Origin of the sequence: Hafnia paralvei (genome assembly GCF_020150375.1) — a bacterium.
In the GTDB taxonomy this organism is placed as follows: Bacteria; Pseudomonadota; Gammaproteobacteria; order Enterobacterales; family Enterobacteriaceae; genus Hafnia; species Hafnia paralvei.
On sequence record NZ_CP083737.1, the window covers coordinates 1,786,492 to 1,811,238 of the forward strand.

Consider the following 24,747-nt stretch of genomic DNA (forward strand, 5'->3'; position numbering starts at 1 on the left):
TCTGTTAGCTAATAGTTTTGTTAAAACGGTTAAAAACGACCGTGTCTAAACGCCAATCTAACAATTAATGAGACAGATAACCGGCAAACGCTTCGGTTTGCGGGTGAGCAAAATGACTTGCATCACCGTGTTCGATAACCCGACCTTGCTCCATATACACGACGCGACTGGCGGTTTTGCGCGCCACTTCCACTTCGTGGGTCACGATAACCTGTGTAATCCCCGTTTCTGATAGTTCGCGGATAATACTGACAATCTGAGCGGTGATTTCAGGATCGAGTGCCGCCGTTGGTTCATCAAATAGTAATACCTGTGGTTCCATCATCAGCGCACGAGCAATCGCCACACGCTGCTGCTGCCCGCCGGAAAGGTGTAGCGGAAAACGATCAACGTAATCAGTCAAACGTAGACGTTGAAGTAATTTCTGCGCACGTTCTACGGCCTGCGCCTTACTCAGCCCCAACACTTTGCAGGGGGCTTCAATCAGGTTTTGCATCACGGTGAGATGCGGCCACAGATTGTATTGCTGGAATACCATTCCAACGTTACGGCGTAGTTCGCGGATCTCTTTTTCGCCCGGAGTCCGGCTAAAATCGAACTTGTTGCCGGCAATAGAAAGTTGGCCGGAACGTGGCATTTCTAGCAGGTTTAAAACCCGCAGCAGAGAACTCTTCCCCGCGCCGCTCGGCCCCAGTAAAACCAAGGTTTCGCCCGCAGGACATTCCAGAGTGATGTCGAACAGCGCTTGATGTGCGCCGTAAAAGCAGTTAATGCCGTTTATTTGAATACTCATGCGCGTTTACTGAATAGCCATTGATGGTGCAAATGTTAACTTCCACAGAATACTTATGCAATGATTGTGCGTTAAAATTTATTACCGCACCTCTTAATCGCTTAAGATTAGCACAATATCACCTTTTTATTGGAAAACTGGAAGATTGGGTGAGTCTCGACTATCTGGCAAAAGAAAAATGCATACCAAGTGAATGAATTTGAGTTGGTAAGTGGTTTCCTACGTGATTATTTCAGGCTTTTTGCATAAAGCGCAGCTCATTGAGCGACTGGCTGAGATAATCCATGAATGTTTTGAAGAGCAGGGTCTGGCCGCGCTTTGATTCATATACCGCATGGATTGAATGGGGTTCGCTAGTCCACTCCGGTAAGATGTGCACGAGCTTTCCTGCGGTAATCGTATCCGCGCAGGCGATCCTGAGTAGGCAGGTGATGCCAATTCCTGCGATGGCGGCATGAATAACGGCACGCAGATTGTTAGTGATGAGGCAGGGCGTGACATTGAGAGTCACTTTCTCTTTATGCAAATTGATTAACCGCCACTGACGGTTATTATCGTCACTTTTTTTGATTATTGTTGCATGCCTCTGCAAATCAGCTATCTGATTCGGTCATCGGCAGGACATCGCTTGCAAAGCAGTAAGGCTGAATATGATCTCAGCCTAAAACGAAGCTAGAGATATTTTAGGCTGAGAGTATAAGAGGGCGTTTGTTACTTCACCTTAACTGCGGTTCCACTTACGCTAACCATCAGCATACTGCCGTCTTTTCCTACCGTTTCGTAGTCGATATCAATGCCGACTACGGCATTCGCGCCGAGTGATTTTGCCTGATCGTTCATTTCGGAAAAGGCGATTTCACGCGCTTTGCGTAACTCATTCTCGTAAGCCCCTGAGCGGCCACCTACAATATCGCGAATACCTGCGAAGAAATCTTTGAAAATATTCGCCCCTAGAATGGCTTCACCCGTGACAACTCCACAGTAGTCAACGATAGTAAGGCCTTCGAGGGTTGGCGTTGTGCTATTACGCATGAGATAGTCCTTTTTAATATTAAAGCTCGGAGTTTAAGACATGCGAAAACGGATTGGGTTCGCTGCAATCGCGATATTGTTGGCGACAGGTTTGGTGGGATGCCAGCATACACCGGCACAGCATGATTTAATCGACCGCGGTACCTATTTAGTGGAAGACCGCCATCAGGCGCAGGGTGTGGATGAGAGAATCCGTTTCTTGGTTTTACACTACACGGCTGAAGATTTTCATTCGTCGCTAAAAACGTTAACCGATGAGCACGTCAGCGCACATTATCTAGTACCGGCTCGGCCGCCGCAGAACAACGGCAAGTATGTGGTATGGCAGCTCGTGCCGGAGTCTCAACGGGCGTGGCATGCGGGTGCCAGCGCATGGCGTGGGCGTAGTAATCTGAACGATACGTCGATTGGAATTGAGATCGAAAACAAAGGTTACCAGCAGGGCATGCTGGAACGTATTTGGTTACCCTATACCGAGCAACAAACGGAGCTGGTTATCGCATTGAGCAAAGACATTGTGCAACGCTATGGTATTGCACCTCAAAACGTTGTGGGGCATATGGATATTGCGCCACAGCGAAAACTTGATCCTGGGCCATTATTCCCATGGAAGACGCTTGCCGAACAGGGGGTTGGTGCATGGCCGGATCGTGCTACGGTGACGCGCTATCTCGCGGGGAGGGCAAAAGAGGCGCCGGTTGATGTGCTGACGCTGCAAAAGAAGCTTGCGGCCTACGGCTATGACATTGTGCCAAACGGCATAAACGATACGATGTCGCGTAACGTCATTGCTGCGTTTCAAATGCATTTCAGACCGGCTGATTTCCGCGGTATTCCCGATGCAGAAACAGAAGCGATCGCCGATGCCTTACTTGAAAAGTATGGCAGTACTCAATGACGATCGCGGTTTTGTAAACGTCCGTGATCCTTAAGCCAGTGCGCAGTACGAATAATTCCTTCATCAATCGATACCACCGGATGATAGCCTAATTCAAGCTGCGCCCGTGAGGTGTCGAGGGTCATATCGAAGTTGAGTTTCGCTACGCCATAATGAGTAAGGGCGGGCTCTTTGGGACTGTTGGCTCCGATCTTTTCCATCCCTCGAGCCATCATGTCGAGCATTGGATAGGGAATCGAGCGGATTTTGCATTTGACGCCCAGCTCATCGATCAGATGCTGTAGCAATGTGCGTAAATGGCGTGGCTGGTGGTTGGAGATATTGAACGTGCGCCCTGACGGCGTGGTTTCAATCTGCGTGGCTAGCCACATGGCATGAACCGCGTTTTCTTCGTAGGTCATATCGACTAACGCATCACCACCGCGTGGCAGCAACAACGTTCCATGGCGGCGCATCGCGTTTAGCAAACGCGGCAACAGTACTTTATCGTGTGGGCCAAAGAGCCCCTGCGGACGTAGGATCGTGAAATGAGTTTGTGGGTTCGAGAGCGCCAGATTTTGAATGACTTCCTCACCCGCGGCTTTGCTGCGAGCGTAATAATTCGCGTAGCGATTCGGTACAAACTCCTCTTTGATATCGCGGTGGTGGCGATAGTCAAAGTAAACGGCAGGGGAGGATATATGGATAAAGTTACGTACGCCATAAGCGGCGGCCCATTCTCCCAACCGACGCGTCGAACGAACGTTGGCTTTTTCGAACAGCTCTTCTGAACCCCATGGGGAGGTGAAGCCTTCGCAGTGCCAAAGCGTATCAACATCATTCAGCATTGCTTTTGCCTGTGATGACACTAGATTGGTTAGATCGGCATGAATGAATTCAGCGCCCATTTTCTTTAATAGGTCACCCATTGCCTGATTTTGCCCAGTAGCGCGAACGCTAATCCCTTTATGACGTAAATATTCAACCGCATTACGTCCGAGACCGCTTGTTGCACCGGTCACCAATACTTTCATAACTTTTCCGAATCCGCAGTGTGCCTAGGCCTGTATTTACGACATAGCCTGATAGGCGATTTGTGGCCGAATATCCTCAGCCAGTTTATTCATGAGCCTTATCCCCTTGATAGCTAGAGCCGCATTGTCGTTGGCTATGCTCGCGGATTCGAATCACTGATCGGCATCAGTTCCTCAAATGCACTCGCTTACCCTCTAAAGTACAGCGCCTATCTCGGGGATAAAAAAACATCCTGAGTGACTAGTTTGACTGCTACTAGCAACAAGGGTGCCATTCTTCCGTGAAATTAGCTCACATGCAATCAGATTACGGACAGAGAGCGTAACAAATGTTTAGTTGCTCACACGGTATACGCTCTATTGTAGAAGTTACCGCTGAGATTGTTCAATTGTGCAAGACATCTTTAAGTGAGCCTTAGCTATCCTTGCTTATTTTCACGATCGTAGGCTTCAGCCAATTTAGCGATTTTTTTGCTCATGCCGCGGAAGATAAACAGATGCGCTGGCATCATCGCAAACCAATAAAGTAGGCCGCTGAAACCTGCGGGGTGCCACCATGCACGGACATCAAGAACACGTTTTTCGCCCTTGTCTTCGATGGTGAATGTGAGTCTCCCTAAGCCAGGCGCTTTCATACCAAACATCATCGCTAATTGGCGTAGTGGCTTGACGGTGATCACTTTCCAGCCGTCTACCAGATCGCCAAGCTCTAGCGAATTACGAGCGGGGCGGCCATAGACGACTTTATTGCCAATCACATCGTCCATTCTGGCGCGAATAGCCCACAAGATGTTTGCGTAGAAATACCCCTCTTTACCACCGATTTGCTGAACAACATGCCATAGCGCTTCAGGCGAAGCACTGGTTTCTTGCTCATATCCAGCATGCTTAGGATAGAAACCATAGCCGGGGCGCCAGCGCTCACGAGCTTCCGGATCGTAGCCCCAGTCTGCTGAGTTTACGACTTCGGCCTCTTTGTCCAAGGTGTCTTGAACCGCTTGATCGAAATTGATCAGGTGCTGTGGGATGAGCCGCTCTATTGCGGTGCTGTGTGCAGGAAGATCGTGTTTAAGTCCTTCAATCAGCGCTCGTGAAATGGTGGTGGGGACAGAGGTGATCATGTTAAGGAAATAAACGGAAATAAACCGTGTTGGGATCGGTAAGGGGATCATCCAGCGCTTTTTACCGCTTAGGGCAATAAAACGTTCAAACATGGTTTGATAGCTGATGTATTCCGGCCCTGCGACATCATAGACACGGTTGCCAATGGCGGGATGCTTCAGTAATTCGGTGAGATAGACCAGCAGATTATCCAAAGCGATAGGTGATGATTTTGAGCGAACCCAGCGCGGAGGCGTCAAAATCGGAAGGTTATAAACCATATCGCGCATGACTTCAAAAGCCGCAGAACCAGGCCCGATGATAATGCTAGCGCGTAGCTCTGTGACGGGGATCCTGCTGGCGCGTAATGCGTCGCCGGTCTCTTTACGGGCGATCAAATGGCGTGAGGAATCACCGTCAGGCTGAAGTGCGCCGAGAAAAATGACCTGTTTCACACCGGAATCGCGTAACGCTGCACAGGTATTCTTTGCGGCGTTAATCTCACCCGTGACGAAGTCATGACCGTCACCCATGCCGTGAACAAGGTAGTAAACCACGTCAATATCAGCGACGGCGGCGGGTAATGTCTCTGGTTTGTGCAGATCAACGTATTGGCACTCTACACGCGGCCAAGCTTGTTCGCGTAGCCAATCGATTCTACGCGCGGCGGCTCTGACGGTGTGGCCTTGCTCGATAAGTTTGGGGATTAGGTGTTGTCCGATATAGCCGCTGGCACCCAATACCAGAATCCTTTGTGGGGTCATAATTAACCTAAGCAGATGAATGTGTTTTTAATTATTTTAGGTGTTGGTACTCACCCTACTTCAAATTGCATGCGCGTTATTCAAAAAGACGAAAGCTTTTGTCCTACAACTTGAGCTATTTAGAGTATATAGGCATCTCTGCATTAGCCGAGATGCCTGATACCAAGGATATTAGCCGTAAATAGCACGGGTTGCCGTGGTTGCGGTCTGAGTATTGATCGACTGCTTAAATTCTTTCCACAATGCGACCAACTGCTCTAAATCGGCTCGAGAGACATCAAGATGCGTCACGATACGAGTGACGGCGCCAGCGCTCATTAATACGCCGCGTTCTTTCATCCATCCACCCAGATGCGCAGCTTCATGAGCAGGAACCTTTAAGAACAGCATATTAGTTTGGGCTCCTGGAGCCATAACTTCTACACCAATCGCACTTAACTCATTGGCTAACCATTGTGCGTTTTCATGGTCTTCGCGCAGGCGTTCAACGTTGTTAAGCAGTGCATAGCGAGCGGCTTCAGCCAAAATACCCGCCTGACGCATGCCACCGCCCACCATCTTACGCCAGCGACGCGCCTGTTTGATATACGCGGCGCTGCCGCACAGCAGCGAACCAATCGGTGCCCCGAGTCCTTTGGATAGGCAAATCGTCAAGGTGTCGCAATACTGTGTGAGAGTCGAAAGAGGCACATCTAATGCAACGGCGGCATTCATGATACGTGCGCCATCAACATGCAGCGCCAAGCCTTTTTCTCGAGTAAACGCCCACGCTTGTTCCAGATAGCTCAGAGGCAAAACTTTGCCGTTATGGGTGTTCTCGATGCACAGCAGTTTGGTTCGGGCAAAATGCACGTCGTCGGGTTTGATGACGCTGGCGACAACCTCTAACGGCAACGTGCCATCGGAGGCTGCATCAATTGGCTGGGGCTGAATGCTACCAAGAACCGCGGCACCCCCAGCTTCAAACAGGTAGTTATGTGCTTTTTGGCCAACGATGTACTCCTCGCCGCGTTGGCAGTGCGTTAGCAGAGCCACAAGATTTGCCTGCGTTCCCGTTGGCAAAAACAGCGCCGCTTCTTTGCCACTGAGTTCGGCGGCCTCTTGTTCGAGCAGATTGACGCTGGGATCGTCGCCATACACATCGTCGCCAACATCGGCGCGTGACATGGCTAAACGCATTTCTTCACTAGGGCGGGTTACGGTATCACTACGAAGATCAATCACGCACAACTCCTTAATTCCCGGTTTTTCACTGGCTAATGCTTGGCTTCAATGTGGGGTATGAATTTTAAATAGGATTTCTATATACCCTAAATCATTCGAGTTGCATTCAGGCGGCCAGTAAGAGCGCCCCCGATGCGCTTACGTTAGTCAGTGATTCGGGTAAGTGAACGCAGCTAACAAAACGGCAACTTGAAGTATGACGGATATAAACCCAGTTCTTTGTAACATGAGGGGTAGCAGAGTCAAAATTGAAAATTGCGGATACCAAAGGATTTGCGGCGATGACCGCAATTCAGATGAAATTACGGCGCAGAATTTCTGCGCCGTGTTAGAAAGCTCGAAGAGAGGACAACGGTAAGGTTTAGCGTAACCAGTTAGTTTTGGCCAGCTCGACCACTTCGTCTCCTCGGCCGTTGATTATCGCCCTCAACATGTAAAGACTGAAACCTTTGGCCTGTTCAAACTTGATCTGTGGCGGCATAGCCAGCTCTTGTTTTGCCGTCACGACGTCGACCACAACAGGGCCGTCGTGAGCGAAGGCTTCGGCAAGTGCGCTGTTTAATTCAGACGCTTTTTCTACGCGTATCCCCTTGATGCCGGCTGCATTGGCAATGGCGGCAAAATCAGGGTTATGCAGATCGGTGCCGTCGGTGAGGTAGCCCCCAGCTTTCATTTCCATGGCAACAAAACCAAGCACGCTGTTGTTAAAAATAACTATTTTAACCGGTAGCTTTTGCTGAGCCAGCGTTAAGAAATCCCCCATTAGCATGGTAAAACCGCCGTCGCCACACAGGGCAATAACTTGACGTTCGGGGAAGCTTCCCTGCGCGCCAATCGCCTGCGGCATGGCGTTTGCCATAGAACCGTGGTTAAACGAGCCTAACAGACGGCGCTTGCCGTTCATTTTCAGATAACGTGCAGCCCATACGGTTGGCGTTCCGACGTCACAGGTAAATACGGCATCGTCGCTCGCCAGTTCGCTGATTTGCTGAGCAAGGTATTGAGGGTGGATTGGCTGATCGTCATTGGCAGAGGCTAATGCATCAAGGTCTTTACGCGCTTTGTGATAGTGCTCAAGAGCCTGATCGAGGAACTGGCGATCGCTGCGGCTTTCAAGTTTAGGCAGAAGTGCTTGTAACGTCGATTTGACGTCGCCCACCAGCGGTAAATTGACTGCGCAGTGGGAGCCAATGCTGGCCGCGTTAATATCTACCTGTACGATGGTGGCATCGGTTGGATAAAATGCGCGGTAGGGGAACTGAGTGCCAAGAAGCACTAGCGTATCAGCATTCATCATGGCGTGATAGCCGGAGGAAAAACCAATCAAACCGGTCATGCCGACGTCATAAGGATTGTCCCATTCGACGTGCTCTTTACCTCGTAGCGCGTGAACAATCGGCACTTTTATCTTCTCAGCAAACTGAATTAATTCGTCGTGGGCTCCTTCGCAACCACTACCACACAGCAGAGTGATTTTTTTTCCGCTGTCCAGAATAGCTTTGAAAGCATCTAGCTCACTTTCCTGTGGCAAAACGCGAGGAAGCAGCGGCGTGTGCCAAACCGGATTGGCATCTTCTGGCGCAGGGCGCAGGGCGACGTCCCCTGGCAATACGATAACTGAAACGCCTTTCTTTAAAATGGCCTGACGCATGGCTACTTCGAGAGCCTGCGGCAGCTGTTCGGGATTCGAAATCAATTCGCAATAATGGCTGCATTCCCGAAACAATTCTTGCGGATGGGTTTCCTGAAAATAGCCGCTGCCGATTTCACTGGAGGGGATATGGGCTGCGATAGCGAGTACCGGAACATGATTGCGATGACAGTCAAATAAGCCGTTAATAAGATGAAGATTACCCGGACCACACGAACCCGCGCAGACGGCTAACTGCCCCGTGAGCTGTGCTTCGGCGCCCGCAGCGAAAGCGGCGACTTCTTCGTGGCGGGTTCCTATCCAGCGGATGGTTCCCATTCTTAATAGACTGTCGCTGAGGCCGTTTAAGGAGTCGCCTGTGACGCCCCAAATACGTTTTACGCCAGCTTGGTCGAGGGTTTTTGCTACTAGGGTTGCAACAGTTTGCTTCATGAACACCTCCCTTGAATCTATCAGGTTGCCTGCACACGACCACATTGGGTATGCAGGCGAAAGTCACGGCTCTGTCGGCAATGCCTGAGCATTGTCTATCCTTTCTAAGACTACTCTATTTTGTATTATAAATATTATAGAAATGTTATGCCAATGACATATTTCTGAAAGAAATTGAAGAGGGTTCGACGTAGTATCAAACGCCGCCAATCAATGGCCGTCACCTATTTACCACAGGTGACGGCCTGTGGCTGAGTCCGGATTAGGCAATCACGACGTCACCGTTGAGCTGGCAGGAGCAGGCTAAAACATAACCTTGAGCGATTTCATCTGGCGTTAGCGTCATGGTGCTGGTAGTGGTGTAATCGCCGCTTAGAATGCGGGTTTTACAGCATCCACAGACGCCTGCGCGGCATGCGGCCTGAATGGGCAGTTTATTTTGCTCCATGGCAAACAGCAATGTTGCTCCTACTGGCGCGTGGTAAGTGTGCTGCGGAGTGTTTGTGGTGAGTTTGAGCATATTGCCATTTTCATCACTATCAGCAATAACCTGAAATTGCTCTTGATGGAAACGTTCGGCGGGGACGCCAAGATCTTGCGAAAGCTGCTTCACCGCTTTCATGTACGGTGCAGGTCCACAGGTCATGACAGTGCGCGTGGCGATATCAGGACAAAGCTGCTCGAGAATTTCGCGCGTAATGCGGCCACTGAGGAATGCTTCAGTGGCATCGCTTTCGGCCATCAGCGTGAGGTTGAGCTGGGAATAATGGGCTGAGAGGGCACGCCATTCATCGGCAAAAATCACATCGCGAGGGGTACGTACGTTGAAAATGACCTGTACGTGAGTCTCTGGACGATTTGCTAACAGCCAGCGAGTCATTGACATAATCGGTGTTACGCCACAGCCAGCCGCCAGCATGAGATAGCGCTCGGAAGGCGCATTGGCGCAGGTGAATTCACCTTGTGCATCAGACAACCATAGCTGTTGCCCTGGATGAACTTCCTGTGTGAGCCAACGTGATCCTTCACCATCGGGCAGGCAGCGTACGCTCAACGTAATAAACTTACTCTGGCCTGGCGAGGAGGAGAGCGTGTAGGCACGTAGCGTTTCTTCGCTATCACGAATACTCACCAGTGCATATTGCCCTGGATGGTAGCGGTAAAAATCATGGCAGATGAGAGAGATTGTCCAGACGTCCGGCGTTTCCTGATGAATGGAATGCACCTGCATCTGATTGGGGCAGAGGGGAGTTGGCATTGTCATCATATGTTCTCAATTCGAAAGCCGCAGACCTTGCGGGCTGCGGCTTATAGGGTGACATCGAGTGCGATTACGCGCCCAGAATTTCGCTCATATCGGCTTCAACCGTAGAGATAGAACGCATACCGAATTTTTCATTCAGAATGGCGAGCAGGTTATCGGTTAGGAAGCCCGGAGCGGTTGGGCCGGTGTAGATATTTTTCACGCCTAATGACAGCAGCGTCAGCAGGATCACGATAGCTTTCTGCTCGAACCAAGAAAGCACCAAACTTAATGGTAAATCGTTCACCCCGCAACCCAGCGTCTCAGCCAGTTTTACGGCCAACATGATGGCACCATAGGCATCGTTGCACTGACCGACATCCAGCAGACGAGGCAACCCTTCCAGCGTACCGAAGTCCAGCTTGTTGAAGCGATATTTGCCGCAGGCCAGCGTCAGAATCAGACAGTCTTGCGGAACTGCGCGTGCAAAGTCGGTGAAATAACTACGTTCTGCACGGCTACCGTCGCAGCCGCCCACCAGAAATACATGACGCAATTTCTTCTGCGAGACTAGGTCGATGACGGTATCTGCTGCGTTCAACAAGGTCTGTCGGCCAAAACCAACGGTGATCATGTGCTCGATTTCATTGTACGGGAAGCCTTCACAAACCTGAGCTTGAGCAACGATCTGGCTGAAGTCATCACCTTCTAGATGGCGAGCGCCAGGCCATCCAACGATGCTACGAGTCCAGATGCGGTCGGTGTAGTTACCGACATTGGGGTCGATGATACAGTTAGACGTCATCAGAATTGGACCAGGGAATTTGGCAAATTCGGTTTGCTGATTCTGCCAACCACTGCCGTAGTTACCGACCAAATGCTTGAATTTTTTCAGCTCAGGATAGCCGTGTGCTGGCAGCATTTCACCGTGGGTATAGACGTTCACACCTGTCCCTTCGGTTTGCTCCAGCAACATACGCAGATCTTTCAAATCATGACCGGAAATCAGAATCGCTTTACCGGCGACAGGGCGAACGTTCACGGAGCTTGGCGTTGGGTGGCCGTAGGCATCGGTTTCACCCTTATCCAAAATGGCCATCACGTTGAAGTTCATTTTACCAATGCCCATCGCATTATTGAGCAAGGTATCAACATCGCGCGGCTGAGTACCTAACCACGCCATATAATGATGGAATTCAGCATAAATATCGTTGCTGTATTGACCCAGAACGTGAGCATGCTCCATGTATGCGGCGGCGCCTTTAAGGCCATAGAGGTTCAGCATACGTAGGCCGTGAACGTCATCGCCGATTTCTGCTTTATCGTTATTCAGGGCGAATTCTTCGGCTTGTTTACGCAGCGTGGCTAGATCGGAACCCGCTAACTGCAAATCAGCAAGCGGATGATCGACCTGTGCATTTGCGTCAACGGCGCGACAGGCCACTATCAATGCATCACGCATGTCTAATGCTTCACGTGCGTAGCCCACGATGCGTTCGGAATCGAAGTTAACGTTGGTTAGCGTGGAGAAAAAGGCGCGAGGTACAAAGCTGTCGATGTTGTGGTCGATAATACCCAGCTCACGCGCCTTCAGTGCCCATGCAGATAGGCCTTGCAAAGCGGCAACCAGTAAATCTTGTAGGTCAGACGTTTCGGCAGTTTTACCGCACATACCTTGAGCGAAAGAACAGCCATTACCCGCAGGGGTTCGGATGGTTTGTTCACATTGGACACAGTACATTCTGGGCTTCCTTTTAAAGTTGCATTTATTATGCTTGTTTAAAGGGTAGACCTGTCTTTCGCGGTAAAAAAGGAATTTTTGATGCAACTTTATCTTTGTTTGATATAGCGCAAGTTAAGTTGTAACTGAGAATTATTCAGGCGATGAATGCTAAAACGTTTGAGGTATGTCATGGGGTTATCGCCCCATGACATCAGTGGGGTCTTCGGCTGTCAGGAGGAGAAAATGGCCATCAGCACAGGGGCGATAAGGCTTAAGGCGAAGCCGTGCACGATCGCGGCAGGAACCAATTCTAGACCGCCGCTGCGCTGCAGAACGGGTAGAGTGAAGTCCATTGACGTTGCGCCACACAGCCCCAGCGCAGAAGAGCGGCTACGCTGCACTAACGTTGGGATCATCATAATGGCGAACAGTTCACGAGCCAAATCATTGAAGAAGGCGGCACTGCCGATCACTGGGCCGAAAGCCTCGGTCATCATGATCCCCGAGAGCGAGTACCAGCCATATGCCGATGCGATAGCTAAGCCGGTTTTTACCGGCAATCCCAACAGTAGAGCAGCGATAGCTCCGCCGACTAGCGCGCTCACGCATACCAAGATGGCGATAATCATCCCGCGTCGGTTTAAAAGAATTTGTTTAAGTGACATACCGCTATTGCGTAGCTGTAAGCCCACCAGCAGCAGTAGGAAAATCAACGCATATTCGCTGCCGTGAGAAGCATAGCTAAGCCATGCCCACTGGGTTAAACCGAGCGCAAAACCACCCACGACGACGCCGCACAGCTTGAGCGATTCAAGCGCCATATGAAGACGTGAAGGCAACTCTTCCTGTTGATGTGGTACGACCCACGGGCGTTTTTTTTCTAATAGCAATAATGCAATAAGGTTGGCAACGATGATGCAAATAAAGAATACCGAAGCATACTGAAAAATAAGCCACAGGTTTTCGCTGAGGTTATCCAGAAATGCGAGGCTGATGCCCATAAAAAACAGAATGACGTAAACCATCCAACTGAGTAGACGATTAATTAATACCACTAAGCTCTTTTGGCGTAGAGGGATCAGGTAGCCGAGCAGAAGCGGCACCAAGATAATGAGCAGTCCCGAATACATGGATAACCTAGGTTGTAATGATGAGTGGCAATACGCTACCCAAAAGGTTTTGGTGAGTAAAGAGCAACAGAGGAATTGATAAATCAACCGGAATGGTTTGGCGTTTTAATCTTCACGAGGTGAATTAGCAGAACAAAATCGGGGATGGATCGACAGTGAGTGCTTGACCAGACAGCATTTTTTTCTCATTCTCAGATGAATGAATCCGTAAGGGAGAGAACTGATGTATCTAGAACGGATCGAGATTGTCGGGTTTAGAGGAATAAACCGTCTATCTTTAACATTGGACGAAAACACCGTCCTGATCGGTGAAAACGCATGGGGTAAATCCAGCTTGTTGGATGCGTTGACTCTTTGTCTGTCACCGAATACCGACCTCTATCATTTTGAACCTCAAGATTTCTACTTTCCTCCCGGTGATGAAACGGCCAAAGAGCGTTACCTGCAAATCATCTTTGTTTTCTGTGAATCAGACGTTGGGCACCATAATGCGCCACGCTATCGGCCTCTGTCTTCTCTTTGGCAGGATGGAAATGATCGTTTTCAACGCATCTATTTCCGCCAAGAGGGAGAGCTTTGCGACGATGGCACGGTGTGCACTTGGCGTTCGTTTTTAGATGAAAAGGGCGAGCCGCTAAAACTGCATCATGTTGATAAACTGGCACGAGAAATTGTGCGTTTGCATCCGGTTTTACGCCTACGTGATGCGCGCTTTATCCGTCGCTTGCGTCCAACCGTCATTGCGCAAAATCGCGTGCCCGACCAAAGTGAGGTTGCGCAGCAGCTAGATGATTTGACGCGCGAGCTGGTGCGTAATCCACAAAAGCTGAGCAATAGTGAGCTACGGCAGGGGCTGAATGCCATGCAGCAACTGCTGGAGCACTATTTCGCTGAGCAGGGGCAGCAGCTCACAAATTCACGTCGTCGTCGCCACCACAGCGATGAGGTTCATGGACGTCAAGCATGGCGTTCGTTGGAAAATATGAATCAGATGATTGCGGAGTCGGGCAGCCGCAATATGCGTCTGATCTTGCTTGGGCTTTTTTCGACATTATTGCAGGCTAAAGGTGCAATTACGCTCGATCCTCATGCTCGACCGCTTTTACTGGTAGAAGACCCTGAAACTCGCCTGCATCCGATCATGCTCTCCGTGGCATGGGGATTGCTGAATCAACTGCCACTGCAAAAAATTACCACGACTAATTCTGGTGAATTGTTGTCTCTGATGCCCGTTGAGCGCGTATGTCGACTGGTCCGTCAGTCTAATAAAGTGGCGACTTACCGGATTGGGCCGCAGGGAATGTCGCCAGAAGATAGTCGGCGTATTGCGTTTCATATTCGGTTTAATCGCGCCTCATCACTTTTTGCCCGTTGTTGGCTACTGGTCGAAGGAGAGACTGAGGTTTGGCTTTTGAACGAATTGGCGAGGCAGTGCGGCTATCATTTTGAAACGGAAGGCATCAAGGTTATCGAGTTTGCCCAGTGTGGTATCCGTCCATTGGTTAAGTTTGCTCGCCATATGGGGCTGGAATGGCATGTGCTAGTCGATGGCGATGATGCCGGTCGTAAATATGCCGCAACCGTAAGAGCGCTGGTGGAGCATGCCAGAGATAACGAACGCGACCGCCTTACTGCATTACCTGCGCCGGATATGGAGCACTATATGTATCGTGAGGGGTTTGCATCGGTTTATCACGATATCGCCGGATTACCCCCGAATGTGCCGCTGTCGATGAGAAAGGTTATTACTAAGGCAATTCACCGCTCCTCCAAGCCAGATTTGGCGATCTCTGTTGCCGCACAGGCGGAAGCCTGGGGCACGGATTCGGTACCTGCATTGATTAAAGGCATGTTTTCACGCGTGCTGTGGTTGGCTCGAGGTAAGGCTGAATAGCAAGTGGTGATCGCTTCTTAGCCGCGATTCTCAAGTGAGAATCGCGGCTAAGAAGGCTTTAATCGGCGGTATTAACGTCCTAGGGCAACACGCGCTGAAGACTCAAGGGTATCCAGCAGTTGATAGCGGCGGCGATATTCTGCGCGTTTTTTGCTGGCAATCTCTTCCAAAGACTTACGTGCAATGGTCATTGGCAAGCGGAAATAACCTTCTGCTGTAGACTCAGCGCCAATAGACAACCAAAAAGCATCGTAATCTGACATCATTTTACGGCTTTTCTTTTTGTTATAACGCCAGTTTTTATAAATATGAGTCTCGTTGCCCACGGCGAGTATTTGCTCACAGCCTACGGTATGGGCAAATAGGCATAGCGCCTGCATCAACAAGCGTTTAGGAAATAAGCCGTGGCACCCTTTGGTGGCGGTTTGAATAAGTTCATGTGGAACCGATTGTTTTGGCCCCTGCAACCCACCAATGAATAGCGTTTTTTTGCCTGAATGCATCAACAAGGTAAACGTACATTCTGACAGCATTACACCCTCTGCCGTATAAAATAATAGCGAAAGTTCGCCTTCTTTATTAAGGCTATCAATAGGACTGATACCGATTCGGTACAGTTGCTCATTTTTGCCCTCTATTTCACAGAGATAATAAGGTTGAGCTCGATATATTTTCCGCAAGACACTGTTCGGCAACGCCTCATCCAACATTTGGTAGTGTTCACCAATCGCTTTGACTGTATCTCGACGCTTGAAGTGGACGTTGAGGTAAGGGTGGTGCAGCTTGCAAGGCAGACGGGGTTGCGTTAACAGCACGTCTTGGCAAGAGGGGATAGCGGCAATGTTGTTGAGCAGTTTCATCGTTGCTATCGGTGCTAAAAATGTTCTCAGAACAAATTTAGTCCTATAGTTTCTCGCATGCCAAAGACGACCAGGTCTTAACTCTCCTTTGGCAAGGGAATTAAAGAGCTGAAAACCCGTCGCGGATTTATCTGCTGTGCGTTCGACGCTGATTTGAGACATGTGATATACCTGATAGAACGTGGCTGTTTTAATTTCTATCGAGTAGTTAAGCAGATCGAATATCAACGCAAATTAAATCATGTAAGCCACTGACGATATTAAAAACAATAATTTCATTTCTGTTGATGCTTTATTTAATTTGCTTTTGAATTGAGATGTTAAATAGGGCTTTATTTTAATTATTAGCGAGGTAATTTTTAGGCCACTTGTTATGAGGCCTTGTTTTAGGCGTATATACCACGACTGTCATCACTCCCCCTTGAAAATGGCAAAACAGCCACTATCTATCTAAAGAGTCGGAGACAACAACAGATAAGCTTAACTATTAATGCCAGCATAGACACTGGCATAGGTATGGATACGACGCTAAGTTAGAGATAAGAGCTAGGCCGTCATCTCTGACTCGATTGGAACGATGGTGTTGGCATGGTTACCTTTAGGCCCTTCTTGCACATTAAATTGGACCTGCTGACCCGCTTTTAATGTGCGGTAACCTTCCATCTGAATTGAGGAGTAGTGGGCAAAAATATCTTCGCCACCCTTCAGAGGACATATAAAGCCAAAACCTTTGGCGTTATTGAACCATTTAACAGTACCCGTCTCCATGCTTATACAACCCTCGCCATGCTGTTATAAGCGTTTTGCGCGATGGCTCAGATTATCATCGGCAAGACGCTCTATTTATGAGATAAGATTGAAGCCCTCCGTCGCTCAGCTATAGGCACACGAGGGTGTGAAAACAGCGGTTTGCGTTTGAGGGCAGATACAAGATGCGTTCTTAAAATGTTCTTTGGTCTTACTTGCCTATGGCAGTGGAGAACAGTTTAGGAACACACCCTACGGGCACCGAAAAGATCTGTGAACTCATTGCGTAAGCCGTAAGTTTGCAACAGATACTCATCGGTCGAAATGGCAACGATTTGTACAAATCGCCACCAGATTACGAATTTACACTTTAGTGTAAGCCGCTAGTTCGTCAAGCAATGGCTATTTTTAGCACAGTGTCATGTGATGAAAGTTTGAAGCAGCTAACGCTATTTATACGTATTGGGTGAAAATTAATCACTTGATGCGTCGCAAATAACACAACTGTGAGGATTTGTGTCACAGTTAAGAAACAGGTAAGAAATACATGGGATCATGCGAAGTGTTGGGTTTATCGCGTGAGAGTCAACAGAGAGTGAGCAGGACATGGCAAACCAAAACGAATGGCTAAATTTCGAACAATTAGCCGATAGCAAACAAATCGATGAGGTAAAACCGCCGTCAATGTATAAAGTTATACTTAACAATGACGACTACACACCGATGGAATTTGTGATTGACGTCCTGCAAAAGTTTTTTTCATATGATATTGAACGTGCAACGCAGTTGATGCTTACTGTGCATTATAAAGGAAAAGCGATTTGCGGTGTTTTTACCGCTGAGGTGGCGGAAACGAAAGTCGCACACGTCAATCGTTATGCACGGGAGAACGAGCATCCACTGTTGTGTACGTTAGAAAAGGCCGGTTAATGGCCACTTAAATGGGGGAGGTGCCTATGCTCAATCAAGAACTGGAACTCAGTCTCAACATGGCGTTCGCCAGAGCGCGCGAGCACCGTCATGAGTTTATGACCGTGGAGCACCTGCTGCTGGCACTGCTCAGTAACCCTGCGGCACGTGAAGCATTGGAGGCCTGCTCTGTCGATCTGGCCGCTTTACGTCAAGAACTCGAAACCTTTATTGAACAAACGACACCCACGCTGCCTAACGGCGAAGCGGAACGAGATACTCAGCCAACGCTGAGTTTTCAACGCGTTTTACAACGTGCTGTTTTCCATGTTCAGTCCTCAGGCCGTAATGAAGTCAGCGGTGCTAACGTACTGGTGGCTATTTTTAGCGAACAAGAGTCTCAGGCTGCATATCTGCTGCGTAAGCACGACGTGAGTCGTTTAGACATTGTGAACTTTATCTCGCACGGCACCCGTAAAGATGAAACGGGGCAGGTGCCTAATGCTGAAAATCCAGCGAGCGAAGAACCCGCCAGCGGTGAAGATCGCATGGAGAATTTCACTACTAACTTAAACCAGCTTGCGCGAGTCGGCGGTATTGATCCGTTAATTGGTCGTGATAAAGAGTTAGAACGTGCTATTCAGGTTTTATGCCGCCGTCGTAAAAACAATCCGCTGTTGGTTGGCGAGTCTGGTGTGGGTAAAACCGCTATTGCTGAAGGACTTGCATGGCGAATTGTGCAGGGCGATGTGCCTGAAGTGATGGCCGATTGCACCTTGTATTCCTTGGATATCGGCTCTTTGCTGGCGGGTACCAAATACCGTGGCGATTTTGAAAAACGCTTTAAGGCGCTGCTCAAACAGCTGGAACAAGACACTGACAGCATTCTATTTATCGATGAGATCCACACCATTATCGGTGCCGGTGCGGCTTCCGGTGGACAGGTGGATGCGGCTAACTTGATTAAACCGCTGTTATCTAGCGGCAAGATCCGAGTCATCGGCTCAACCACTTATCAGGAATTCAGCAATATCTTTGAAAAAGATCGTGCCTTGGCGCGTCGTTTCCAGAAGATCGATATTACTGAACCCACCCCCGATGAGACGGTACAGATCCTTAATGGCCTGAAGCCGAAATATGAAGCTCATCACGATGTGCGCTATACCGCGAAAGCGATTCGTGCTGCGGTTGAGCTGTCGGTGAAATACATCAACGATCGTCATCTGCCAGATAAGGCGATTGACGTGATTGATGAGGCTGGGGCACGTAGCCGCCTGATGCCGGTAAGCAAGCGTAAGAAAACCGTTAACGTGGCTGATATTGAGTCTGTGGTTGCCCGCATCGCGCGTATTCCGGAGAAAACGGTATCCGCTAGCGATCGCGATGTGCTTAAGAGCTTGGGCGATCGTCTGAAGATGTTGGTATTTGGTCAGGATAAGGCGATCAGTGCATTAACTGAAGCGATCAAAATGAGTCGTGCAGGGTTGGGGCAAGATCATAAGCCTGTCGGTTCGTTCTTGTTTGCAGGGCCTACCGGTGTGGGTAAAACCGAGGTTACCGTTCAGTTAGCGAAAGCGCTGGATATCGAACTGCTGCGTTTTGATATGTCCGAATATATGGAACGTCATACCGTTAGCCGTTTGATTGGTGCACCTCCGGGTTATGTTGGTTTTGATCAGGGCGGTTTGCTGACGGATGCGGTCATTAAGCACCCACATGCGGTACTGCTGCTCGACGAAATTGAAAAGGCGCACCCAGATGTCTTCAACCTGCTGTTACAGGTTATGGATAACGGAACGTTAACGGATAACAATGGCCGCAAAGCCGATTTCCGTAACGTCATACTGGTCATGACCACGAACGCGGGCGTGCGTGAAACGCAGCGTAAATCCATTGGTTTTGCGCAGCAAGATAACAGCACTGATGCGATGGAAGAGATCAAAAAGGTGTTTACGCCAGAATTCCGTAACCGTCTGGATAACATCATTTGGTTTAATCATCTCTCCACTGAAATTATTCAGCAGGTGGTGGATAAATTCATCGTTGAATTGCAGGCGCAGTTGGATGCGAAAGGTGTTTCACTGGAAGTTAGCGAAGCAGCGCGTTTGTGGCTGGCAGAAAAAGGGTACGATCATGCCATGGGAGCTCGCCCAATGGTGCGTGTCGTGCAGGAAAATCTGAAAAAACCGCTGGCAAACGAATTGCTGTTTGGTTCGCTGGTTGATGGCGGCTCGGTCACCGTTGATTTAAGTGAAGACAAGCAACAGCTGACTTACGAATTCTGTAGTGCACAGAAACGTAAAGCTGAGGATGCCTTGCATTAATCTAGCCGCAGAGTAGAGCATGAAAGTAAAAGAGCGCCAAAAGGCGCTCTTTTTTATGTCTGAAATTTAAGCTTTCAGCTAACTCTCAGTGATATTTTTCAGCCTCGTCAGACGTTAAACATCACCGAGAGTGTAATTTATGCCGCAGATGCGTCAACGCAGGTGCGCAGGATGAGCCTATCAGCGGCTACGGAAGACAATGCGGCCTTTGCTCAGGTCGTACGGGGTCAGCTCTACAGTGACTTTGTCGCCCGTCAGAATGCGGATGTAGTTTTTACGCATTTTACCGGAGATGTGAGCGGTAACGACGTGTCCGTTTTCTAATTCAACGCGGAACATCGTGTTTGGTAACGTATCGAGTACGGTACCTTGCATTTCAATATTGTCTTCTTTGGCCATCGAATCCTCTAGGTATGAGTACCATATTTTTTAATCGGCAAGATAATGCCGAAAAACCCCGATTATGTAAAGGAGTGTCGGTTGTTCTTCATCCATTACGGGCAATTTTGATGGGGTTTTATCGCAAACTCGCGTGAAATAATAGTTTGGGGTTTCCAGCAGGCGGGGTTAATTACCTTTTTCTGGTCAATCCGTAAGTGGTGTAAATAATCACTGCGCGGGATATTGCGCGCACCTAACGACTCAGTGTGCGCGTTAAGTACCTGACAGTCAATTAATGTTCCACCAAACGACACAAAATGCCCACAAAACGCAATCAGTGCCGTTTTGGAGGCGTTTGTTGCGCGGCTGAACATTGACTCTCCGCAAAAGAGAGAGCCCTGCAAAACGCCATACAGGCCGCCTACCAGCCTATCTTCCTGCCAGACCTCAACGGAATGTGCATGGCCAAGCTCATGCAGCTTGACATAGGCTTGCTGCACATCTTCGCCAATCCACGTGCCTTCATCGCGCTGTTCGGCACATTCGCGTATGACTTCGCTGAAGGCTTGATTGATTGTCACGGTAAAACGCTGTCGACGTAAAAATTTCGCCATGCTACGGCTGATATGCAGTTCATGTGGGAACAGCACCGCTCGCGGATCGGGCGACCACCATAAGATGACGTCTCCTGGTGTAAACCAAGGGAAAATACCCGACTCATAGGCCGCCAGCAAGCGAGCGGGGCGCAAGTCTCCGCCGATAGCGAGCAGCCCGTTGGGTTCACGCAGTGCAAGATCCGTGGGCGGGAATAACGTGGATTGCCGATCCAGCTGCATTATGCGCATCAAAATATTCCCGTCATCATAATGAAATACATCGCCTAATTCGTTAACTATAGCTGCAGTTTCGTCGGCTATAGCCGCTGACACAGCTGATAATAGCGGCCTTTTTCTGCCATCAACGCAGTGTGATGGCCCTGTTCGACGATGCGGCCATTCTCCATCACGCACACGCGATCCATTTTGTCTAAGCCCTGCAGTCGATGAGTAATCAGGATCAAGGTTTTATGCTGGCAGTGGTTCATGATCAGCGCTAAGATCTGCTTTTCAGTCTCCGCATCTAAACCTTCAGTGGGCTCATCCAATAGCAGCAGGGGAGAGCGATGCAGCAGCGCACGAGCAATGCCTAAACGACGTTGCTCGCCACCAGACAGCGGGCGTCCACCGTCGCCGAGCCATGCATTTAGCCCAGCATCATCCAATAACTTTCCGAGGCCAACCTGTTCCAGCACGTTCTTCAACTCAGGGTCGGTAGCCGCATCGTTAGCGATTTTTAAATTATCACGTAGTGTCGAACTAAATACGTGCACACGCTGGCTGACGACGCCAGTCACCTGCCGTAGGGTTGCCTCATCAAAGGCCGTCAGCGGGGTGTTATTCAGGCGAATTTCGCCCTGAGAACAGTCCCACGCACGTGTAATCAACTGGAGAAGCGTTGATTTGCCGCAGCCAGTGCGTCCGAGCAGGGCAATTTTTTCACCGGCTTTCACCGTCAGTGAAATGTCGTTCAGCACCGAGACGGGTTGATTCGGATAGTTGAACGTGACGTTATCAACGGTGACGGCAATCTGATCGCTTATTGTTGGTCCAGAAAGTGGGAAGGTCACTTCTGGTTTTTGGTTGATCATCTGCGCCACACGGGTTGCTGATGCGGTAACCTGTCCTAGATGCTGGAAAGCACCTGCAACCGGAGCCAAGGCTTCAAAGGCCGCCAACGAAGAGAATACAAACAGCGCAATCAGCGCGCCCGGCTGAGCATATTGGCCTACTCCACCAGCCGCTAACCAAAGCAAAAGCGTGAAGGTTAAACCCGACGCAAGGATCATCAACGCTTGCGCGGCACCGGTCAGCGAGGCCTGTTTTTTCTGCTGTAACTGCCAAGCCTGTTCTTTTGCATCGAGCGCCTGACGGAAACGGTCAGCAGCGCCATAAATAGCTAACTCTGCTTGGCCTGCAACCCAAGTAATCAATAGCGTGCGATAGTCTGCGCGTAATCCGGTTAATGCCATACCAACCGGCTTCCCAGCCTGATAAAAGCCCAATGGTAAGCAAAACAACAGCAGCAGCATGATGCCGCCGAGCGTGAAGGCTAAAGCGGGATCAAACCACGCCAAACCCGCGGTCACCACGATAATGACGACGATGGCGCTAATCAGCGGAGAAATCACCCGCAGATAGAGATGATCGAGCGTATCGACATCGGCGACTAAGCGGTTGAGCAATTCAGCCTGACGGAAACGGGCAATCGCGCCCGGCGACAGCGGCAAAATCTTGCTGAAGGTAAACACACGGAGGTGCGATAGCACGCGGAAGGTCGCATCATGACTAACGACTCGTTCGGCATAACGTCCGGCGGTGCGGATGATGGCTGCGCCGCGTACGCCTGCGGCTGGCAGCATGTAGTTAAACGTTAGCAATCCAGCAAGGCCTGCAAGAGCGGAGGCTGCAAGGAACCATCCAGACAGCATCAATAGACCAATACTGGCAAGAAGCGTGACGATCGCCAAAACAACACCTAAGGAAATCAGGAACCAATGGCGGCGATAGAGGGCTAAAAACGGCAAAAGTACGCGCATGGTTAGAGCTCCTTACTGCGTGTGGCGAGCAGATCGGCAAAGGGACCGCTGTGTTGACTCAACTGCGCGTAACTGCCGCGCTGAACCAACTGCCCATTGTCCATGACCCAAATTTGATCGTAGCGACTGACATCATCCAATTGGTGGGTAACCATCAACGTGGTTTGCTGATGCGACGCTTGCTCTAACGCTTGCATGACGAGCTGTTCACTGTGCGCGTCTAGGCTTGCGGTTGGTTCGTCCAGCAGCAGTAAACGGCAGGGACGCAGTAACGCACGCGCTACCGCTACGCGTTGCGCTTGCCCCACGGAGAGTCGCGCCGCCCCTTCACCAATTTCAGTATCAATGCCATGCGCCAGCAAAGGTAAGAATTCGGTGACATAAGCACGCTCAAGAACCGTGTTTAATTGTGCTTCCGTTGCCTGAGGTGCGCCGAGCAATACGTTCGCTCGTAATGTGGATTCAGGTAAGTTTGGATTCTGACCCACCCAGCCAAGCTGTAACCGCCATTGAGACTGCGATAACGAGCGTAGCTCTTTTCCGTCTACCGTCAGCGAGCCGCGATAGGGGAGAAAGCCCAGTAGAACATTGATGAGTGAGCTTTTTCCTGCACCGCTAAATCCAACCAAGGCAATTCGCTGCCCAGCATCAATCGTAAAGGAGAGCGGGCCGGCCAAAATTTTACCTTGCGGAGATAAAACCTCTAGTTCGTTAGCGACAATAGTCACTGGCTGAGTGCCTGCTAAGACATCTTGCCCTTTACCTTGTTGCGGGCTTTCTGCATCTTCCGCTAAAAAAGTGACCAGCGATTCAGCTGCGCCCACGGCTTGCGCTTTAGCATGATAAAACGTGCCCAGATCGCGCAGAGGTTGGAAAAATTCTGGTGCCAAAATTAGCACTAAGAAACCGGCAAACAGCGTAACGCTGGTGCCGTAGCTCCCAAAATTCAGTTCGCCAAGATAGGAGAAACCGAAATAAACCGCTACGACAGCGATAGAGATCGAGGTGAAAAACTCAAGTACCGCAGATGACAAAAATGCCATACGCAATACTTCCATGGTGCGGCTGCGGAAATCTTCGGAGGCGCGGCGGATATTTTCGGTTTCAGCTGCGGCGCGATTAAACAGTCGTAGCGTGTCTAACCCGCGTAGGCGGTCGAGGAAATTACCGCTCAGACGGCCAAGTGCGAGGAAGTTTCTGCGGTTAGCATCGGCGGCTCCCATGCCGACCAACGCCATAAACAGGGGGATCAGTGGCGCGGTGACCAGCAGAATCATGCCTGCCGCCCAGTTGATAGGAAACACGGTAATCAGGATCAGCAGCGGTATCATAGTAGCCAGATACATCTGCGGCAGGTAGCGTGAGTAAAACTCCTGCATATCTTCAATCTGTTCGAGGATTAACGTCGCCCAATGACCAGCCGGTTTGCCCTGTATCCAAGCAGGTCCGAGCTCATCAAGTCGATTGAGTACCAGACTACGGATTTGTACCCGCACTATCTGCCCACATTTAAAGCCAACGCGTTCACGCAGCCAGCTTAACGCGGCACGCAACACGATTGCGCCAATCAGTAAGCTAAATGGAGCCAGAAGCGTTTGGCGTGGAACCTGCTCAATAATCAGGTCGTGCAGCAATTTAGCCAGTAGCCACGATTGGGCAACGATGAGCAGGCCTGAGATTAAACCGAGGATCATGGAAATCCTCAGCCAGCGGCGGGCCAGCGAACTACGCTGTTTTAGCCACTGGGTTAGTTCGCGTTGTCGGTTTTTATTCATGTGTTGCGATGATTTCTAAAGCAGATGAAGCGTCGAAAAGAGTGCTAATCCCCGGCCTATTTTTTCTTTACTCACCGGTTCAGGCGTAAGCGCTGATATTACAACGGCCTGCGAGGACTTGAAACCAAAGGAAGGTAAATTCTGTTAACAACTGTGGGGTAGTTCAGATAACAGGTTAGATAATTAAGGTTAATAGGCGCGATGTTGGCGTCTCCATC

The 24,747-nt window shown here is 49.8% G+C and carries 20 protein-coding genes; 4 read left to right on the top strand and 16 right to left on the bottom strand.

Annotation, left to right across the window (positions count from 1 at the left end; all coding sequences use genetic code 11):
- Positions 1–64 precede the first annotated feature (64 nt).
- The 3 genes from artP to K9N75_RS08485 all read right to left on the bottom strand — a co-directional run bounded on the left by artP (position 65) and on the right by K9N75_RS08485 (position 1,825).
- Entirely contained in the window at positions 65–793 is a 729-nt protein-coding gene (artP, locus tag K9N75_RS08475; protein WP_008812971.1) for an arginine ABC transporter ATP-binding protein ArtP, read from the bottom strand.
- A 232-nt stretch (positions 794–1,025) separates the two neighbouring features.
- Positions 1,026–1,385, bottom strand: a complete 360-nt coding sequence (locus K9N75_RS08480; RefSeq protein WP_175320038.1) for a LysR substrate-binding domain-containing protein — start codon at positions 1,383–1,385, stop codon at positions 1,026–1,028.
- Between the two features lie 119 nt (positions 1,386–1,504).
- Positions 1,505–1,825, bottom strand: coding sequence for a heavy metal-binding domain-containing protein (locus K9N75_RS08485; protein ID WP_008812973.1), 321 nt, complete (start codon positions 1,823–1,825; stop codon positions 1,505–1,507).
- Between the two features lie 40 nt (positions 1,826–1,865).
- Between K9N75_RS08485 and K9N75_RS08490 the strand changes: the two genes are divergently transcribed.
- On the top strand, positions 1,866–2,723 hold the full coding sequence (locus K9N75_RS08490; RefSeq protein WP_008812974.1) for an N-acetylmuramoyl-L-alanine amidase: 858 nt from the start codon (positions 1,866–1,868) through the stop codon (positions 2,721–2,723).
- Here K9N75_RS08490 and K9N75_RS08495 read toward each other — a convergent pair.
- From K9N75_RS08495 to K9N75_RS08525, 7 genes are all read right to left on the bottom strand, one after another.
- The gene (locus K9N75_RS08495; RefSeq protein WP_004095843.1) at positions 2,717–3,736 is read right to left on the bottom strand and encodes a 3-beta-hydroxysteroid dehydrogenase; all 1,020 of its coding nucleotides are present in this window, start codon (positions 3,734–3,736) and stop codon (positions 2,717–2,719) included. The genes K9N75_RS08490 and K9N75_RS08495 overlap by 7 nt on opposite strands.
- A 419-nt stretch (positions 3,737–4,155) precedes the next feature.
- Positions 4,156–5,601 (bottom strand): DUF2867 domain-containing protein, encoded by a 1,446-nt coding sequence (locus tag K9N75_RS08500; RefSeq protein WP_224452471.1) that lies wholly within the window; start codon positions 5,599–5,601, stop codon positions 4,156–4,158.
- Positions 5,602–5,772: 171 nt separating this feature from the next.
- Complete coding sequence (gene ltaE, locus K9N75_RS08505) at positions 5,773–6,780, bottom strand: low-specificity L-threonine aldolase (RefSeq protein ID WP_263481247.1); 1,008 nt, start codon at positions 6,778–6,780, stop codon at positions 5,773–5,775.
- A 406-nt stretch (positions 6,781–7,186) separates the two neighbouring features.
- A complete protein-coding gene (gene poxB / locus K9N75_RS08510; protein WP_224452473.1) occupies positions 7,187–8,908 on the bottom strand; it encodes a ubiquinone-dependent pyruvate dehydrogenase in 1,722 nt (573 codons plus the stop codon).
- 262 nt (positions 8,909–9,170) lie between these two features.
- Positions 9,171–10,172, bottom strand: a complete 1,002-nt coding sequence (hcr, locus tag K9N75_RS08515; RefSeq protein WP_215757680.1) for an NADH oxidoreductase — start codon at positions 10,170–10,172, stop codon at positions 9,171–9,173.
- A gap of 67 nt (positions 10,173–10,239) precedes the next feature.
- Positions 10,240–11,892 carry a hydroxylamine reductase gene (hcp, locus tag K9N75_RS08520; RefSeq protein ID WP_008812979.1) on the bottom strand — a complete coding sequence of 551 codons (1,653 nt, stop codon included), beginning with the start codon at positions 11,890–11,892 and terminating at the stop codon, positions 10,240–10,242.
- Positions 11,893–12,104: 212 nt separating this feature from the next.
- The gene (locus K9N75_RS08525; protein WP_008812980.1) at positions 12,105–13,004 is read right to left on the bottom strand and encodes a LysO family transporter; all 900 of its coding nucleotides are present in this window, start codon (positions 13,002–13,004) and stop codon (positions 12,105–12,107) included.
- Between the two features lie 223 nt (positions 13,005–13,227).
- On the opposite strand from K9N75_RS08525, the gene K9N75_RS08530 reads away from it, so the two are divergent.
- A complete protein-coding gene (locus tag K9N75_RS08530; RefSeq protein ID WP_008812981.1) occupies positions 13,228–14,898 on the top strand; it encodes an ATP-dependent endonuclease in 1,671 nt (556 codons plus the stop codon).
- A 71-nt stretch (positions 14,899–14,969) separates the two neighbouring features.
- Here the strand turns inward: K9N75_RS08530 and K9N75_RS08535 are convergent, their stop codons facing one another.
- Positions 14,970–15,920: a VirK/YbjX family protein gene (locus K9N75_RS08535; protein WP_039188983.1), complete on the bottom strand. Its 951-nt coding sequence runs from the start codon at positions 15,918–15,920 to the stop codon at positions 14,970–14,972.
- Positions 15,921–16,304: 384 nt separating this feature from the next.
- The gene (gene cspD / locus K9N75_RS08540; RefSeq protein ID WP_004095823.1) at positions 16,305–16,526 is read right to left on the bottom strand and encodes a cold shock-like protein CspD; all 222 of its coding nucleotides are present in this window, start codon (positions 16,524–16,526) and stop codon (positions 16,305–16,307) included.
- A gap of 585 nt (positions 16,527–17,111) precedes the next feature.
- Here cspD and clpS point away from each other — a divergent pair.
- Both clpS and clpA read left to right on the top strand, forming a co-directional pair.
- The gene (gene clpS / locus K9N75_RS08545) at positions 17,112–17,435 is read left to right on the top strand and encodes an ATP-dependent Clp protease adapter ClpS (protein ID WP_072309169.1); all 324 of its coding nucleotides are present in this window, start codon (positions 17,112–17,114) and stop codon (positions 17,433–17,435) included.
- Between the two features lie 26 nt (positions 17,436–17,461).
- Positions 17,462–19,738 (top strand): ATP-dependent Clp protease ATP-binding subunit ClpA, encoded by a 2,277-nt coding sequence (gene clpA, locus K9N75_RS08550; RefSeq protein WP_224452474.1) that lies wholly within the window; start codon positions 17,462–17,464, stop codon positions 19,736–19,738.
- Positions 19,739–19,918: 180 nt separating this feature from the next.
- Here clpA and infA read toward each other — a convergent pair whose 3' ends face one another.
- From infA to cydD, 4 genes are all read right to left on the bottom strand, one after another.
- Positions 19,919–20,137, bottom strand: a complete 219-nt coding sequence (infA, locus tag K9N75_RS08555; protein ID WP_002211347.1) for a translation initiation factor IF-1 — start codon at positions 20,135–20,137, stop codon at positions 19,919–19,921.
- A 95-nt stretch (positions 20,138–20,232) separates the two neighbouring features.
- The gene (gene aat, locus K9N75_RS08560) at positions 20,233–20,964 is read right to left on the bottom strand and encodes a leucyl/phenylalanyl-tRNA--protein transferase (protein ID WP_008812984.1); all 732 of its coding nucleotides are present in this window, start codon (positions 20,962–20,964) and stop codon (positions 20,233–20,235) included.
- 68 nt (positions 20,965–21,032) lie between these two features.
- The gene (gene cydC / locus K9N75_RS08565; protein WP_008812985.1) at positions 21,033–22,754 is read right to left on the bottom strand and encodes a heme ABC transporter ATP-binding protein/permease CydC; all 1,722 of its coding nucleotides are present in this window, start codon (positions 22,752–22,754) and stop codon (positions 21,033–21,035) included.
- Between the two features lie 2 nt (positions 22,755–22,756).
- The gene (gene cydD, locus K9N75_RS08570; RefSeq protein ID WP_175320036.1) at positions 22,757–24,529 is read right to left on the bottom strand and encodes a heme ABC transporter permease/ATP-binding protein CydD; all 1,773 of its coding nucleotides are present in this window, start codon (positions 24,527–24,529) and stop codon (positions 22,757–22,759) included.
- Between the last annotated feature and the right edge of the window lie 218 nt (positions 24,530–24,747).

What these genes read in the sequence shown, in the direction of transcription:
- artP (WP_008812971.1), bottom strand. Translation starts at nt 793, where the DNA reads ATGAGTATTCAAATAAACGGCATTAACTGCTTTTACGGCGCACATCAA.
- K9N75_RS08485 (WP_008812973.1), bottom strand. Translation starts at nt 1,825, where the DNA reads ATGCGTAATAGCACAACGCCAACCCTCGAAGGCCTTACTATCGTTGAC.
- K9N75_RS08490 (WP_008812974.1), top strand. Translation starts at nt 1,866, where the DNA reads ATGCGAAAACGGATTGGGTTCGCTGCAATCGCGATATTGTTGGCGACA.
- K9N75_RS08495 (WP_004095843.1), bottom strand. Translation starts at nt 3,736, where the DNA reads ATGAAAGTATTGGTGACCGGTGCAACAAGCGGTCTCGGACGTAATGCG.
- K9N75_RS08500 (WP_224452471.1), bottom strand. Translation starts at nt 5,601, where the DNA reads ATGACCCCACAAAGGATTCTGGTATTGGGTGCCAGCGGCTATATCGGA.
- ltaE (WP_263481247.1), bottom strand. Translation starts at nt 6,780, where the DNA reads ATGCGTTTAGCCATGTCACGCGCCGATGTTGGCGACGATGTGTATGGC.
- poxB (WP_224452473.1), bottom strand. Translation starts at nt 8,908, where the DNA reads ATGAAGCAAACTGTTGCAACCCTAGTAGCAAAAACCCTCGACCAAGCT.
- hcr (WP_215757680.1), bottom strand. Translation starts at nt 10,172, where the DNA reads ATGACAATGCCAACTCCCCTCTGCCCCAATCAGATGCAGGTGCATTCC.
- hcp (WP_008812979.1), bottom strand. Translation starts at nt 11,892, where the DNA reads ATGTACTGTGTCCAATGTGAACAAACCATCCGAACCCCTGCGGGTAAT.
- K9N75_RS08525 (WP_008812980.1), bottom strand. Translation starts at nt 13,004, where the DNA reads ATGTATTCGGGACTGCTCATTATCTTGGTGCCGCTTCTGCTCGGCTAC.
- K9N75_RS08530 (WP_008812981.1), top strand. Translation starts at nt 13,228, where the DNA reads ATGTATCTAGAACGGATCGAGATTGTCGGGTTTAGAGGAATAAACCGT.
- K9N75_RS08535 (WP_039188983.1), bottom strand. Translation starts at nt 15,920, where the DNA reads ATGTCTCAAATCAGCGTCGAACGCACAGCAGATAAATCCGCGACGGGT.
- cspD (WP_004095823.1), bottom strand. Translation starts at nt 16,526, where the DNA reads ATGGAGACGGGTACTGTTAAATGGTTCAATAACGCCAAAGGTTTTGGC.
- clpS (WP_072309169.1), top strand. Translation starts at nt 17,112, where the DNA reads ATGGCAAACCAAAACGAATGGCTAAATTTCGAACAATTAGCCGATAGC.
- clpA (WP_224452474.1), top strand. Translation starts at nt 17,462, where the DNA reads ATGCTCAATCAAGAACTGGAACTCAGTCTCAACATGGCGTTCGCCAGA.
- infA (WP_002211347.1), bottom strand. Translation starts at nt 20,137, where the DNA reads ATGGCCAAAGAAGACAATATTGAAATGCAAGGTACCGTACTCGATACG.
- aat (WP_008812984.1), bottom strand. Translation starts at nt 20,964, where the DNA reads ATGCGCATAATGCAGCTGGATCGGCAATCCACGTTATTCCCGCCCACG.
- cydC (WP_008812985.1), bottom strand. Translation starts at nt 22,754, where the DNA reads ATGCGCGTACTTTTGCCGTTTTTAGCCCTCTATCGCCGCCATTGGTTC.
- cydD (WP_175320036.1), bottom strand. Translation starts at nt 24,529, where the DNA reads ATGAATAAAAACCGACAACGCGAACTAACCCAGTGGCTAAAACAGCGT.